3 protein-coding genes are annotated in these 16,140 nt (G+C 77.6%); all 3 read left to right on the forward strand.

Annotated elements, in window-relative coordinates; genetic code table 11:
* Positions 1-792: 792 nt before the first annotated feature.
* The 3 genes from ACWDCZ_RS19360 (at position 793) to ACWDCZ_RS19370 (ending at position 16,076) form a co-directional block, all read left to right on the forward strand.
* Positions 793-1,332: a hypothetical protein gene (locus tag ACWDCZ_RS19360; protein WP_143204652.1), complete on the forward strand. Its 540-nt coding sequence runs from the start codon at positions 793-795 to the stop codon at positions 1,330-1,332.
* A gap of 154 nt (positions 1,333-1,486) precedes the next feature.
* The gene (locus tag ACWDCZ_RS19365; protein WP_049659805.1) at positions 1,487-1,798 is read left to right on the forward strand and encodes a hypothetical protein; all 312 of its coding nucleotides are present in this window, start codon (positions 1,487-1,489) and stop codon (positions 1,796-1,798) included.
* Between the two features lie 352 nt (positions 1,799-2,150).
* Complete coding sequence (locus tag ACWDCZ_RS19370) at positions 2,151-16,076, forward strand: SDR family NAD(P)-dependent oxidoreductase (RefSeq protein WP_449816486.1); 13,926 nt, start codon at positions 2,151-2,153, stop codon at positions 16,074-16,076.
* The last annotated feature ends 64 nt before the right edge of the window (positions 16,077-16,140 follow it).

Here is a 16,140-nt window from a genome sequence, read left to right on the forward strand (position 1 = left end):
CCGCCACCCGCGGAACCCCCTTCGCCTACAAGCCCCTGCTCACCACCGCCCTCGCTCCGGCCGCCCTTCCCCCGCGGCCCGGTTCGGCCTGCGCGCCCCCGACCGGGCCCGCCGCCGAGCGGGCGCTCTCCCCACGTGTGCCGATCGGCCGTTGCCCGGCCGCCGTCGGGTAATGCCTTTGCCTACGGCCGCCCTTCCCCGGCGGCCCTGCCCGTCACACCCCGTCACCGCCTGCCTGCCCTCGCCTGCCGCCCCGTCGCCTTCCGCCTGCCTCCCGTCGTGCGCGGGAGGCAGCGCGCGTTTCCAGGCCCCCGGGCCCGCGGCGCCCGTCCCACACCTCCCCAGCTGCGGAGAAGCGCCCGGCGGCACCATCCGGCCGAACCGTGCGAAAACGGAATTCGACATGTTGCATTCCGCTTCTGTGACTCATGTGACTGACGTGACTGTTGTGATGGATGTGGGTGCAGGGAATGGCGTGAATTGGTGGGTCAGGAAAGTGTTGCGTTTCCGTGACAGCCGCGCCTATGATCAACGGAAAGCTTCGATATTGATCGAACCCCGGGGGGGTGTTTGGACAGCGAGGGCCAGTCGGGTGTTCAACTGATGTCGCGTCGCAGTTGAACACCGGTCGGCCGCGGAGGGGTGGGCGGGGGTAGGGGCGGAAGGATTGGGCTCTGAATCCCGCTGCCGGGTTCCGCGAATGAAGCAATCAATTTGCCGGTGATTCCGCGGGTGGTGTCGTACCGGCGCGATGGGGACTTGGGTCGGCGTGTTCTGAAGGGGGAGTTCAGCATGGGGGAGCGCCTGCGCACCGCTCCGACTCCGGTCGGTGCGGATGGCGGCCGGGGTCCGGGAGGTCCGGTCGGAGCATCCGAAACGGCCTCCGGGGGCGGCCGGCCGGCGGAGCGGGCCGCGCGCGCCGAGGCGGCGTTGCGGATCCTCCAGGCCCATCCCTCGCTGTCCGACCGGGCGGTCGCGGAGTCGACCGGCCTTGGCGCGCGAACCGTTGCCGAGCTGCGGCGCCTGTCGGAATCCGTGGCGGAATCCGGATTCCGGATCGGCCGGGACGGCAAGTCCCGCCCGTTGAACGGCGCGGCCGGCCGGCTGCGCGTGGCGGAGCTCCTCGGGGAGAACCCGAAGGCCTCGCTGCGCCAGTTGGCCAGGACGGCCGGGGTGTCGCCCGCGACGGCGCTCGATGTGCGGCGGCGGCTGGAGCGCGGTGAGGAGCCCGTCCCGGTGAAGCGGGCCGCCATTGCGCCGGGGGTTTCCCCGAAGGGTGCCGCGCCGGCCGGGGGGAATGGCTTCGCGGGGGGTTTCGGCCGGACCGGCTGATTTCCCGTCGGCGTTAATCGATTTCTAATCCCCGCCGTAATTCCGGTCGGATCTTGTGCCTTTGTCGGACCGCCGATAAAGTCGAAGTCGGCCTGCAGTATTCCTGCGCCTTGCCTGAAATATAATCTCGCATCCACCAGAGGAGCGGCCAATCATGACGCACCGATTCTCGCTTGTCCTGAACCGAGAAGTGAACGATCAGGAGAAGGTCACCCTGAAGGAGGCGAGCCGCGCCGACATCGCGTTCGTCGACGACACCCTCCCGACGAACGCCGACGTCCCGGTCACCCGGATCGAATTCGAGGACGGGGTCACGGCCACGCTCGCCGAGGCCATCGAGGCCGGCTTCGAGGCCGTCAAGGCCGTCCCGGACCTGTCCGTCCCGGGCCTGAGCGTGCCCGCCCAGCCGGCCGCGGCCGAGGGCGGCGAGGAGGCCGTCAACGAGGCGGCCGAGGCCGTCTCCTGACGGCACGCACGTCCCCGCCCCGCGGGGACTGAGGCCGACTCCTGCGCGGAGGCCGAGCAGCAACCGCGCGGGAGCCGGGCGCCGTTCCCGCGGCAGGCGCGCGGGAGCCGGGCAGTGATCCCGCGGCAAGCGCGCGGGATCCGCGCCGCAGCACCGCCGGGCACCGGGGGAGGAGCGCGGCCGCCGCGAGGAGCGGTCGGCCGCGGTCTTCCGCGTGCCCGCCCGCCCGGCGGGAGCGGTGCGGTGGCAGCACCGTGAAGAACACGTACTCCAGTGGCAGGGCCGCGCTCGTCGTGCACGCGCGCGGTCAGCACGTCGACTCGCAGTTCACTACGGGGGGAGCAGGGCCGCCATGGCCGACGAACAGCAGCTTCGCGACTACCTCAAGGTCGTGACGGCCAAACTGCGCAGCACCCGGACGGAACTGGACCGGCTCAGGCACGAGCCCATCGCCGTCGTCGGCATGGGCTGCCGCTACGCCGGCGGCGTCGACAGCCCCGAGGCGCTGTGGCGGCTGGTCGCGGACGGCGCCGACGCCGTCGCCGGCTTCCCCGCCGACCGGGGCTGGGACACCGCGGGGCTCTACGACTCGCCCGACCTGCCGGGCTCCACCACCCGTGAGGGCGCCTTCCTGTACGAGGCGGCCGAGTTCGACGCCGCCTTCTTCGGGATCAGCCCGCGCGAGGCCCTCGCCATGGACCCGCAGCAGCGGCTGCTGCTGGAGACCTCCTGGGAGGCCGTCGAGCGCGCCGGCATCGATCCGGCCACCCTGCACGGCTCCCGCACCGGCGTGTTCACGGGCGTCTACTCCTCCGCCGCGGCCTACGGGAGCGACGCCGGCCTGGACTTCGCGGAGGCCACCGGCCACCTGCTGACCGGCACCGCCAACAGCGTGCTCTCCGGCCGGATCTCCTTCACCCTCGGCCTGGTCGGCCCCGCCGTGACGGTGGACACCGCCTGCTCCTCCTCCCTGGTCGCCCTGCACCTGGCGGTGCAGGCGCTGCGCGCCGAGGAGTGCGATCTGGCCCTGGCGGGCGGCGCGACCCTGATGTCCTCGCCGGTGCTGTTCCGCGAGTTCTCCCGCCAGCAGGGCCTGGCCGCCGACGGCCGCTGCAAGCCCTTCTCGGCGGACGCCGACGGCACGGGCTGGGGCGAGGGCGCCGGCATGGTCGTCCTGGAGCGGCTGTCGGACGCGCGCCGCTACGGGCACCCCGTCCTGGCGGTGATCAGCGGCAGCGCGGTCAACCAGGACGGCGCCTCCAACGGGCTGACCGCGCCCAACGGCAGCTCGCAGCGCGTCGTCATCCGGGCCGCCCTGGACAACGCCCAGCTGACGGCGGCCGACGTGGACGCCGTGGAGGCGCACGGGACGGGCACCCGGCTCGGCGACCCGATCGAGGCCCAGGCCCTGCTGGAGACCTACGGGCAGGCGGCGGGCCGCGCCGACGACCGGCCGCTGTGGCTGGGCTCGGTGAAGTCCAACATCGGCCACACCCAGGCCGCGGCCGGTGTCGCCGGTGTGATCAAGATGGTGATGGCGCTGCGGCACGGCGTGCTGCCCCGCACCCTGCACTCCGAGCGGCCCTCGGAGTACGTCGACTGGACGGCCGGCCGGATGCGGCTGCTGCAGCGGCCGGTGGACTGGCCCCGGCCCGCGGACGACACCCCCCGGCGCGCGGCCGTCTCGGCGTTCGGCATCAGCGGCACCAACGCCCACCTGGTGCTGGAGGACGCGCCCGAGCCGCAGGCCCCGGCCGCGGAGCCGGCGCGGGCCGCCGCCCCGGCCGTCCTGCCCGGGTCGAGCGCCTGGGTGCTGTCCGGGCGCACCCCGCAGGCGCTGGCCGCGCAGGCCCGCAAGCTCTCCGCCCACCTCGCCACCTGCCCCGGGGCGCGGGCCGCCGAGGTGGCCTGGTCGCTCGCCACCACCCGGACCGCCTTCGAGCACCGCGCCGTGCTGCTGGACCCGGAGTCGGCCGGGGGCCTGGCCGCGCTCGCCGCCGGGGAGCCCGCCGCGGACGTCGTGACCGGGCAGACCCGCGCCGAGGGCACCGGCCGGACGGTCTTCGTCCTGCCAGGCCAGGGCAGCCAGTGGGTCGGCATGGGCCGCGAGCTGGCCGAGGCCTCGCCGGTGTTCGCGGCCCGGCTGGCCGAGTGCGCCGAGGCCCTCGCGCCGTACGTGGACTGGCAGTTGGACGATGTGCTGGCGGGCCTTCACGGCTTCGAGGCCGCCGACGTCGTGCAGCCCGCGCTGTGGGCCGTGATGGTCTCGCTGGCCGCGGTCTGGGAGGCGGCCGGCGTCGTCCCCGACGCGGTGGTGGGCCACTCCCAGGGCGAGATCGCCGCCGCCGTCGTCGCCGGGAGCCTGTCCCTGGCGGACGCCGCCAAGGTCGTCGCCCTGCGCAGCCGGACCCTGACCGCCCTCGCCGGGCGCGGCGGGATGATGGCCGTCGACGGCGCGGCCGACACCGTCCGCGGCTGGCTGGAGCCGTTCGGGGAGCGCCTGTCGGTCGCGGCCGTCAACGGCCCGTCCGCCACGGTGGTCGCCGGCGACCCGGACGCGCTGCACGAGCTGGCCGCGCTCCACCCCGACGTGCGCACCCGCGTCCTGCCGGTGGACTACGCCTCGCACAGCGCCCACGTCGAGGAGCTGCGCGAGGACGTCACCGCCGCCCTGGAGGGGATCGAGCCCCGTACGGCCCGGATCCCGATGGTCTCCGCGATGGACGGCCGCCGGCTCGCCGGGCCGGAGCTCGACCCCGCCTACTGGTACGCCAGCCTGCGCGAGACCGTCGAGTTCGCCCGCGCCGTGCGCACGCTCGGCGACGACGGCTACGACACCTTCGTCGAGGTGTCCCCGCACCCCGTGCTGGCCATGGCCGTCGGCGAGGAACTGGCGGACCGCGACCCCGTGGTCGTCGGCACGCTGCGCCGCGACGACGGCGGCGCCGCGCGGCTGCTCGCCTCCCTCGGCGAGGCGTACGCCCACGGCGTGCCCGTGGACTGGACCGCCGTCCTGCCCCGCGCCGAGCGGGCCGACCTGCCCACCTACGCCTTCCAGCGCGGCCGCTACTGGCCCCGCCGGGTCGAGGCCGCGCCGCAGGCGGCGGTCACCGCCGCCGAGGACGGCTGGCGCTACCGCACGGCCTGGGAGCCGCTCGGCCCCACCGCCCCCGCCCTGAGCGGGACCTGGCTGGTCGTCGCCCGCGAGGACAGCGACCCGGCCCGGCACGTCGAGGCCCTGACCGCGCACGGCGCCGAGGCCGTCGTGCTGCGCACCGACGCGGTGCTGCGCGAGGCGCTCGCCGCCGAGCTCACGGCCGCGCTCGCCGCCCTCCCCGGGGCGCCCGCGAAGCCGGCCGGCGTGCTGTCGCTGCTCGCGCTGGACCCCCGGCCGCTGCCCGGCGCACCCGCTGCCCCGCCCGCAACCGCCGCCGTCCCGCACGGCACCGCCGCCACCCTGGCCCTGGTGCAGGCCCTCGGCGACGCCGCAGTCGACGCCCCGCTCTGGGCGCTCACCCGCGGCGCCGTCCGGGTCGCCGCCGACGACGCCCCGCCCGCCCCCGTCCAGGCCCAGGTCTGGGGGCTCGGCCGGGTCGCCGCGCTGGAGCACCCCGACCGCTGGGGCGGACTGGTCGACCTGCCCGAGCAGTGGGACGAGCGGGCCGCCGCCCGGCTGGCCGCCGTGCTCGCCGACGGCGCCGAGGACCAGGTGGCGCTGCGCCGCGCCGGGGCCTTCGCCCGGCGGCTGGTCCACGCACCCCGCACCGCCCCCGGCCCGGCCGGGCCGGACGGCGGCTGGTCCCCGCGCGGCACGGTGCTCGTCACCGGCGCCACCGGCTCCATCGGCCCGCACCTGACCGCCTGGCTGGCCGGCCGCGGCGCCGCGCGCCTCGTGCTGCCCACCCGCTCCGGGCCGGGCCCGCGGCTCGCGGCCCACGCCGCCGCCCTCGCCGAGGCCGGCACCGCCGTCGACGTGCTCGCCTGCGACCTCGCCGACCGCTCCGCGCTCGCCGCCCTGCTCGACCGCGTCGCCGCCACCGGCCCGCGGCTGTCCACCGTGCTGCACGCGGCCAACGCCTTCCACCTCACCCGCCTCGACGACACCGACCCCGAGGGCCTGGCCGCCTCCCTGGCCGGCAAGGCGGCCGGCGCCGACCACCTCGACGAACTGGTCGCCGACGCCGACGAGTTCGTCCTCTTCTCGTCGATCGCCGCCGCCTGGGGCAGCGCCGAGCACGGCGCCTACGCCGCCGCCAACGCCCACCTCGACGCGCTCGCCGAACGGCGCGCGGCACGCGGCGCCGGCGCGCTCTCGCTCGGCTGGGGCGTGTGGGACACCCGCGACTGGACGGCACCGGACGCCTTCGGCCCGCACGGGCCGGCCACCATCACCGGCGACGTGCTGCGCCGCCAGGGCACCCGGTTCCTGGACCCGGACCGCGCGCTGGACGTGCTCGGCCGCGTCCTCGCCGACGGAGCCGGCGCCACCGGCCCCTACCTCGCCCTCGCCGACATGGCCTGGGACGACTTCGCGCCGGTGTTCACCGCGGCCCGCCGCAGCGCCCTGCTGGACCGCATCCCCGCCGCCCGCCGGGCCCTCGACGGCGGCGCGGCCGCCACCGGTGCGCCCACGGCCGCCGCCGACGGCGCGGACACCAGCGGGAACGACTTCGCCCGCGCCCTGGCCGGCGCCGCCGGCACCCCCGAGCAGGAGCGCCTGGCCACCGACCTGGTCCGCTCCCACGCGGCGGCCGTCCTCGGCCACCGCGACGCGGGCGACATCGCCGGCCAGCGCGCCTTCCGCGATCTGGGCTTCGACTCGCTGACCGCCGTCGAACTGCGCAAGCGGCTGGCCACGGCCACCGGCCTGCGGCTGCCGTCCACGATCGTCTTCGACCACCCCACCCCGGCCTCGCTCGGCGCCCACCTCGCCGCGACGGCCCTCGGCACCGGCGCCGGCACCGACGCCGCCGCGCCCGCCCGGGACGGCGCCGCCGCCGACCCCGACGAGCCGCTCGCCATCGTCGGCATCGGCTGCCGGTTCCCCGGCGGCGTCACCACCCCCGACCAGTACTGGGGCCTGCTGGCCTCCGGCGCCGACGTGATCGGCGGCCTGCCCACCGACCGCGGCTGGGACCCGGACCTCTACGACCCCGACCCCGCCCGCCAGGGCAAGTCCGTCACCCACCGCGGCGGCTTCCTGCACGACGCCCCCGACTTCGACGCCGCCTTCTTCGGCATCAACCCGCGCGAGGCCCTCGCCATGGACCCCCAGCAGCGCCTGCTGCTGGAGACCTCCTGGGAAGCCCTCGAACGCGCCGGCATCGCCCCCGAATCGCTGCGCGGCACCCCCGTCGGCGTCTTCGCCGGCGCCACCCTGACCGGCTACGGCGACGGCCTGGCCGACGGCGACCCGGCCGCCGAGGGGTACCTCGTCACCGGCCACTCCAGCAGCATCATCTCCGGCCGCGTCGCCTACGCCCTCGGCCTGGAGGGCCCCGCCCTCACCATCGACACCGCCTGCTCCTCCGGCCTGGTCGCCCTGCACCTGGCCGGCCGGGCGCTGCGCGCGGGCGAGTGCGAACTCGCCCTGGTCGGCGGCGTGATGGTGATGTCCACCCCCAGCCAGCTGGTCGGCTTCTCCCGGCAGCGCGGCCTCGCCCCCGACGGCCGCTGCAAGCCCTTCGCCGCCGGAGCCGACGGCATGGGCCTGTCCGAGGGCGCCGCGACCATCGCCGTCGAACGGCTCTCCGACGCACGGCGCCTCGGCCACCCCGTGCTGGCCGTCGTACGGGGCACCGCCATCAACCAGGACGGCGCCTCCAACGGCCTCACCGCCCCCAGCGGACTCTCCCAGCAGCGCGTGATCCGCGCCGCCCTGGACGCCTCGGGCCTCACCCCCGACCAGATCGACGCGGTCGAGGCGCACGGCACCGGCACCCCCCTCGGCGACCCCGTCGAGGCCCACGCCCTGCTGGCCACCTACGGCCGGGACCGCCCCGCCGACCGGCCGCTGTGGCTCGGCTCCGCCAAGTCCAACATCGGCCACACCCAGACCGCCGCCGGCCTCGCGGGCCTCGTCAAGATGGTCCTCGGCATGCGGCACGGCACGCTGCCGCGCACCCTGCACGCGGACGAGCCGTCCCGGGAGATCGACTGGGAGTCCGGCGCCGTACGGCTGCTGACCGAGCAGCGGCCCTGGACGACCCCGCAGGACGCGCCGCGCCGCGCCGGTGTCTCCGCGTTCGGCATGAGCGGCACCAACGTGCACGTCCTCATCGAACAGGCCCCCGAACACCTCCCCGCCCCCGCCGACCCGCCGCAGGACGACCCGGCCGCCCCGGCCGGACCGCCGCTGCTCGCCGCCGGTACGGACGTCACCGCCTGGCCGGTCAGCGCCCGCGGCCGGGACGCCCTGGCCGCGCAGGCCGGCCGCCTGCACGCGTACGCCCTCGCCGCCGACACCCCGCCGCCCGCCGCCGTGGCCCGGGCGCTCGCCACCACCCGCAGCCCCTTCGAGCACCGCGCCGTGGTCGTCGGCGCCGACCCCGCCGGACTCGGCCGGGGCCTGGCCGCCCTGATGACCGGCCAGGACACCGAGCACGCCCTCACCGGCGAGAGCGCCGCCCGCGAGGACCGGACGGTGTTCGTCTTCCCCGGCCAGGGCAGCCAGTGGGAGGGCATGGGCCGACGGCTGTCCGCGCAGTCGCCGGTGTTCGCCGCCCGGTTCGCCGCGTGCGCGCGGGCCCTGCGCCCGTACGTCGACTGGGACCCGCACGCCGTGCTCGCGGGCGAGCCCGACGCCCCCGCACCCGACGGCGCCGCCGTCATGCAGCCGCTGCTGTGGGCCGTGATGGTCTCGCTCGCCGCCGTCTGGGAGGCGGCCGGCGTCGTCCCCGACGCGGTGGTGGGCCACTCCCAGGGCGAGATCGCCGCCGCCACCGTCGCCGGCGCGCTCACCCTGGAGGACGCCGCCCGGATCGTCGCCGTCCGCGCCGCCGCGCTGACCGGCCTCGGCGTCGAGGGCGGCATGCTCTCCGTGGTGCTGCCCGTCGAGCTGGTGCGCGAACTCCTGGAACCCTTCGGCGACCGGCTCGCCGTCGCGGCCGTCAACGCCCCCGCCACGACCGTCGTCTCCGGCGAACCCGACGCGCTCGTCGAGTTCGAACGCGTGCTGCGCAAGCGCAAGGCGATGCGCTGGCGCGTGCCCGTCACCGACTTCGTGGCGCACTCCCGGCTGTGCGAGCCGCTGGCGGAGACCCTGCCGCGGCTGCTGGCCGACATCCGGCCGCGCCCAGCCGCCGTCCCGCTGTTCTCCACCGTCCACGGACGGCTGGTGGACGGCGAGGAGCTGGGGCCGCGGTACTGGTACGCCAACGTCCGGCAGACCGTCCGCTTCGCCGAGGCCGTCGAAGCCCTCGCCGCCACCGGCCACCGCACCTTCGTCGAGGTCTCCGCCCACCCGGTGCTGCTGCCGGCCGTCCAGGAGACGCTGGCCGCCCGCACCGACCTGCCCGACCCGCTGGTGATCGACACGCTGCGCCGCGACGACGACGGCGCGGACCGGCTGCTGCGCTCGATCGGCACCGCCTACGTCCACGGCCTGCCCGTCGACTGGACCGCCGTGCTGCCCGCCCCCGCCGACGTCCGGGACGCCGCGCGGCGCGTCGAACTGCCGACCTACGCCTTCCAGCACCGCCGCTTCTGGCCGCCGGCCCGCTCGGCCGCGGCCGCCCCCGCCGCCCACGGCCCGGCCGCCGACCCCACCGACGACTGGCGCTTCCTCGCCGAGTGGGCCCACGCCCCCGAGCCCGCCCCCGCGCTGCTCACCGGCACCTGGCTGGTGCCCACCCCCGCCGGACACCCCGTCCACCCCTGCGCCGCGGCCCTCGCCGAGCGCGGCGCCCGGACCGTCACCGTCGAGCTGGACACCGCCGAGGCCGACCGCGCCGACTACGCGCGCCGGCTCACCGCCGCACTGGACGGCGCCCGGCCCGCCGGCGTGCTCTCCCTGCTCGCCCTCGACACCGCCCCGCTCGCCGCCCACCCCGCCGTGGCCCGCGGCCTCGCCGCCACCCTGGCCCTGGTCCAGGCCCTCGGCGACGCCGCCGTCCCCGCCCCGCTGTGGCTGCTGACCGCCGGCGCCGTCACCACCGACCCCGGCACCGGCGCCGCCGACCCGCAGCAGGCCCCCGTCTGGGCCCTGGGCCGCACCGTCGCCGCCGAACACCCCGACCGCTGGGGCGGGTTGGTCGACCTGCCCGGGCAGTGGGACGAGCGGGCCGCCGCCCGCCTGGCCGCCGTCCTCGCCGCCCGCGACGAGAACGAGGTCGCGCTGCGCGCCGACGGCCTGCGGCCCCGCCGCCTCGCCCACGCCCCCAGGCCGCCCCGCCCCGCCGACCGGCGGCCGCTCGCCCCCCGCGGCACCGTCCTCGTCACCGGCGGCACCGGCCACATCGGCGGCCACGCCGCCCGCTGGCTCGCCCGCGAGCGCGGCGCCCGCCGCCTCGTCCTCACCAGCCGCTCCGGCCCCGCCACCGCCGGCACCGCCGCGCTCGCCGCCGAACTCGCCGCCGCCGGCGCCGCCGTGGACGTCCTCGCCTGCGACACCGCCGACCGCCCCGCGCTCGCCGCCGTGCTCGACCGCGTCGCCGCCACCGGACCGGCCCTGTCCACCGTGCTGCACGCCGCCGGCGCCCTGGACGACGGCGTCCTGGACCGCCTGGACGCCGCCCGCCTGGCCCGCACCTTCGACGGCAAGGCCGGCGGCGCCGCCCACCTCGACGAGCTGACCGCCCACCTGGACCTCGACGCCTTCGTCCTCTGCTCCTCCATCTCCGCCACCTTCGGCAACGGCGGCCAGGGCAACTACGCCGCCGCCAACGCCTACCTGGACGCCCTCGCCGAGCAGCGCCGCGCCCGCGGCCTGCCCGCCACCTCGCTGGCCTGGGGCCCGTGGGCGGGCGGCGGCGTCGGCCAGGCCAGCGAAGGCGCCCGCCGACGGCTCGCCCGCAACAAGTGGGAGGTCCTGATGGAGCCCGAGGACGCGGTCCGCGCCCTCGCCGCCGCCGTCGAGGACCCCGACCCCCGGCTGGCCGTACTGTCGCTGATGGCCGTCGACTTCGCCGCGATGGCCACCGCCCGCGGCCCCGAACAGCTGCGCCGCGCCCCGCTGATGCGCGACCTGCCCGAGATCCGGGCCGCCGACGCGGCCGACGCCGCGAACCCGGCGCCGCGCGCCGCCGAGCCGGAGCACCCGCTGGCCGTCCGGCTGTCGGCGCTGACCTCCGCCGAGGCGCAGGACCGCCTGCTCTGCGACCTGGTCCGGGACGAGGCCGCCACCGTGATGGGGTACGCCTCGGCCGCCGACGTCGAGCCCGGCCGCGCCTTCAGCGAACTCGGCCTGGACTCCCTCACCTCCGTCGAACTGCGCAACCGGCTCAGCACCGCCGCCGGCCTGCCGCTGCCCGCCACCCTGCTGTACGACTACCCGGACCCGCAGGTGCTCGCCGCGCACCTGCGCACCCGGCTGGTCGGCGGCGGACCGGACACCGCCGCCCCGGCCGCACCGCGCGCCACCGGCGCGGACCCGCTCGCCGACCCGGTCGCGATCGTCGCCATGGGCTGCCGCCTGCCCGGCGGCATCCACACCCCCGAGCAGCTGTGGCAGCTGCTCGACGCCGGACAGGACGCCGTCACCGGCCTGCCCACCGACCGGGGCTGGGACCTCGCCGCGCTCTACGACCCCACCGCCGAACGGCCCGGCACCTTCTACGCCCGCGAGGGCGGGTTCCTGCACGAGGCCGCCGAGTTCGACGCCGGGTTCTTCGGCGTCAGCCCGCGCGAGGCGGTCACCATGGACCCGCAGCAGCGGCTGCTGCTGGAGGTCGTCTGGGAGACCCTGGAACGCGGCGGCATCGACCCCACCGGCCTGCGCGGCAGCCGTACCGGCGTGTTCGTCGGCGGCTTCGGCTCCGGCTACGACCACCTCACCGCCCGCGCCGCCGGCCACGCCGACCACCGCCTGGAGGGCCAGGCCATGATCGGCACCGCCACCAGTGTGCTGTCCGGCCGGGTCTCCTACCTCCTCGGCCTGGAGGGCCCGGCGTTCACCGTCGACACGGCCTGCTCCTCCTCGCTGGTCGCCCTGCACTCCGCCGCCCAGGCGCTGCGGGCCGGCGAGTGCGACCTCGCCCTGGTCGGCGGCGTCACCGTGATGCCCACCCCGCGCGACCTGGTCGGCTTCTCCCAGCAGCGCGGCCTGGCCGCCGACGGCCGGTGCAAGGCCTTCGGCGAGGGCGCCGACGGCATGGGCATGGCCGAGGGCGTCGGCGTCCTCGCGGTCGAACGGCTCTCCGACGCCCACCGCAACGGCCACCAGGTGCTCGGCGTGGTCCGCGGCAGCGCCGTCAACCAGGACGGCGCCTCCAACGGGCTCACCGCCCCCAGCGGCCCCTCCCAGCAGCGGGTGATCCGCGCCGCGCTGGCCGGCGCCGGCCTCACCGCCGCCGACGTGGACGCCGTCGAGGCGCACGGCACCGGCACCGAACTCGGCGACCCGATCGAGGCCCAGGCCCTGCTCGCCACCTACGGCCAGGACCGGCCCGCCGACCGGCCGCTGTGGCTGGGCTCGGTGAAGTCCAACATCGGCCACACCCAGGCCGCCGCCGGCGTCGCCGGGATCATGAAGATCGTCCTGGCCCTGCGGTACGGACAGCTGCCGCGCACCCTGCACGCCGACACCCCGACCCCGCACGTCGACTGGACCGCCGGGCACGTCGCCCTGCTGCAGCGGCCCGTCGCCTGGGCGCCGGACGGCGAGCGGCCCCGCCGGGCCGGCGTCTCCAGCTTCGGCGTCAGCGGCACCAACGCCCACGTCATCATCGAGGAGGCCCCCGCCCGGCCCGCGCCCGCGACGCCGGACGCGACGGACGCCGGCCCCGCCCCGGTGCTGACCGGCGGACCGGTCGCCTGGCCGGTCGGCGCCCGCGACCCGCGCGCCCTCGCCGCCCAGGCGGGCCGGCTGCGCGAGTCCGCGCTGGCCCGCCCCGACCTGCCGGTCGGCGACGTGGCCTGGTCGCTCGCCACCACCCGCCCGCCGCACGACCACCGCGCCGTGCTGCTGGGCGCCGACCACGCCGAACTGCTGCCCGCCGCCGCGGCGGTGGCCACCGGACAGTCCTCGCCCGACGCCGTCACCGGCTCCGTCGCGCCCGGCGGCACCGGCCGCACCGTGTTCGTCTTCCCCGGCCACGGCAGCCAGTGGATCGGCATGGGCCGCGAACTCGCCGAGGTCTCACCGGTCTTCCGCGACCGGCTGGACCAGTGCGCCCGGGCCCTCGCCCCGTACGTCGACTGGGACCTCGCGGACGTGCTGGCCGGCGAGCACGACTTCCTCGCCGCCGACGTGCTCCAACCCGCCGTCTGGGCGGTCTCGGTGGCGCTGGCGGCCGTCTGGCAGGCCGCCGGGGTCTCCCCGGACGCGGTCGTCGGCCACTCCCTGGGCGAGATCGCCGCGGCGACCGTCGCCGGCGCCCTCACCCTGGAGGACGGCGCGAAGGTCGCCGCCCTGCGCAGCCGGGCCCTGCGCACCCTGGACGGACGCGGCGGCCTGCTCTCCGTCGCCGAGCCCGCCGACACGGTGCGCGAACGGCTCGCCGGCTTCGAGGGACGGCTCGCGCTCGCCACCGTCAACGGCCCCCGCTCCTGCGTGGTCTCCGGCGACCCCGACGCGCTCGACGAGTTCGCCGCCGCCTGCCCGCCCACCTGCCGCACCACCCGCGTCCCGATCGCCTACGCCTCGCACAGCCCCCAGGTGGAGGAGCTGCGCGAGGAGATCCTCGCCGTGCTCGCCGGCATCGAGCCCCGCGCGGCCGACGTCCCGCTGGTCTCCGCGTACACCGGGCAGTGGCAGGACGGCCGGGAGCTGGACGCCCACTACTGGTACGCGAGCCTGCGCGGCACCGTCGAGTTCGAACGGGCCGTACGGACCCTCGGCGACAGCGGGCACCGGGTGTTCGTCGAGGTGTCCGGGCACCCCGCGCTGACCGGCGCCGTCCGGGACACCCTCGGCGAGGCCGCGGTCGTCACCGGCACGCTGCGGCGCCAGGACGGCGGCGCCCGCCGCCTGCTCACCTCGCTCGCCACCGCCTACGTGGCCGGCGCACCCGTCGACTGGGCGGCCGTGCACGGCCCCGGCACCCTCGTCGACCTGCCCACCTACGCCTTCCAGCGCAGCCGCTACTGGCCCGAACCGGCCCGGCCCGCCGCCCCCGCGCCCGACGACGCGCTGACCGGCCTGCGCTACCGGATCACCTGGACCCGGACCGCCGAGCACCCCGCGCCCCCGCAACTGACCGGCAGCTGGCTGCTGGTCGGCGCGGCCGCCGACCCGGAGACCGCCCGGAAGGTCGCCCGCGCCCTGGCCGAGCACGGCGCCACCGACGTCCGCACCCTGCCGGACGCCGACCGCACCGCCCTCGCCGCCCACCCGGCGCCCGCCGGCGTGGTCTCCCTGCTCGCCCTGGACGAGTCCCCGGACCAGGGGCACCCGACCATGACCCGGGGCGTGGCCGCCACCCTCGACCTCATCCAGCAGCTCGGCGCCGGCGCCCCCGGCACCCCGCTGTGGGTGCTCACCTCCGGCGCCGTGGCCACCGGCCCCGGCGAGAGCGGCAGCCCCGCCCAGGCCCAGGTCTGGGGACTGGGCCGGGTCGCCGGCCTCGAACACCCCGGGCACTGGGGCGGACTGGTCGACCTGCCGCCCGCCGGCGCCTGGGACGACCGCACCGGCACCCGGCTCGCCGCCCTGCTGTCCGGCGCCGTCGCCGAGGACCAGACGGCCCTGCGCCCGCAGGGCATCCTGGCCCGCCGCCTGGTCCGCGCCGCCGCGGCCGCCGCCACCCCCCGGCCCGGACGCGGCACCGTCCTGGTCACCGGCGGCACCGGCGCCATCGGCGCCGAGGTCGGCCGCTGGCTCGCCGGGCGCGGCGCCGAACGCGTCGTCCTCGCCGCCGGCGAACCGCTGACCGCCGACGTCGCCCGGCTCGCCGCCGACGTCGCCGCCTCCGGCGCCGCCCTGTCCATCGCCGCCTGCGACACCACCCGGCGCGCCGAACTCGGCGGCCTGCTACGGCAGATCACCGCCGACGGCGGCCCCGCCCTGCGCGGCGTCGTGCACGCCGTCGGCGCCGGACAGGCCACCGCCGTCGCCGACACCACGGCACGGGAACTCGCCGACGTCGCCGGCGCCCGGTCGGCCGGCGCCCGCTGGCTCGACGAACTGACCGCCGACCTCGACCTGGACGACTTCGTCCTGTTCTCCTCCGTCGCCGCGACCTGGGGCAGCGCCCTGGTGCCCGGCTACGCCACGGGCAGCGCCTTCGTCGACGCCCTCGCCGAGCAGCGCCGCGCCCGCGGACAGGTCGCCACCTCGGTCGCCTGGGGCCCCTGGGCCGACGGCGGCGCCGGCGCCCGGTCCTCCGTCCGGCACGGCCTGGGCGTCCTGGACCCGGGCACCGCCGTCCGGGCGCTCGGCCAGGCCATGGACGGGCGCGACGCGCTCGTCACCATCGCCGACGTGGACTGGCGGACCTTCGCGCCCGCCTTCACCCTGCACCGCCCGAGCCCGCTGCTCGCCGACCTGCCGGAAGCGGCCGCCCCGGCGGCCGAACCGGCCGGCCCGGCCGACGGCGGCACGGCACCCGAGTTCGCCCGCACCGTCCTCGCCCTGCCCGCCGCCCGCCGGCCGGCCGCGGTGACGGACCTGGTGCGCGCCCAGGCGGCCCTGGTGCTTTCGCACGGGAGCACCGCCGACATCGACGCCGAACGCGCCTTCCGGGACCTCGGCTTCGACTCCCTGACCGCCATCGAACTGCGCGACCGGCTCGCCGCCGCCACCGGCGTCACCCTGCCCTCCACCGTCGTCTTCGAGTACCCGACGTCCGCCGCCCTCGCCGCGCACCTGCTGCGCGAGCTCGGCGCCGGCCCGGACTCCGTACGCACCCGACTCGACCGGCTGGACGCCTCGTTGTCGGGCCTGCTGGACCGGCTCGGCGAGGACGGCGACGGGACGGACGGGGACGAGGAGGCCGTCGCGGCGCAGCTCGCCGCACTGAGCGCCAAGTGGCAACGACTCCAGCGCCGCGCCGGCGGCCCCGCCACCGGCGTCGGCAACGGCGCCGGCACCGCCGCCGGCCAGGACGTCTCCGAGCGCCTCGCCGCCGCGGACGACGACGAGGTCTTCGACCTCCTGGGCAAGGAGTTCGGCATCGAATGACCGTACCGCCGACCCTCCCGCGGGCCGCCCGAGCGCTGCCCAGACCGAGTACCCACAGCCCGAG

The organism is Kitasatospora sp. NPDC001225 (assembly GCF_053597855.1).

What these genes read in the sequence shown, in the direction of transcription:
- ACWDCZ_RS19360 (WP_143204652.1), top strand. Translation starts at nt 793, where the DNA reads ATGGGGGAGCGCCTGCGCACCGCTCCGACTCCGGTCGGTGCGGATGGC.
- ACWDCZ_RS19365 (WP_049659805.1), top strand. Translation starts at nt 1,487, where the DNA reads ATGACGCACCGATTCTCGCTTGTCCTGAACCGAGAAGTGAACGATCAG.
- ACWDCZ_RS19370 (WP_449816486.1), top strand. Translation starts at nt 2,151, where the DNA reads ATGGCCGACGAACAGCAGCTTCGCGACTACCTCAAGGTCGTGACGGCC.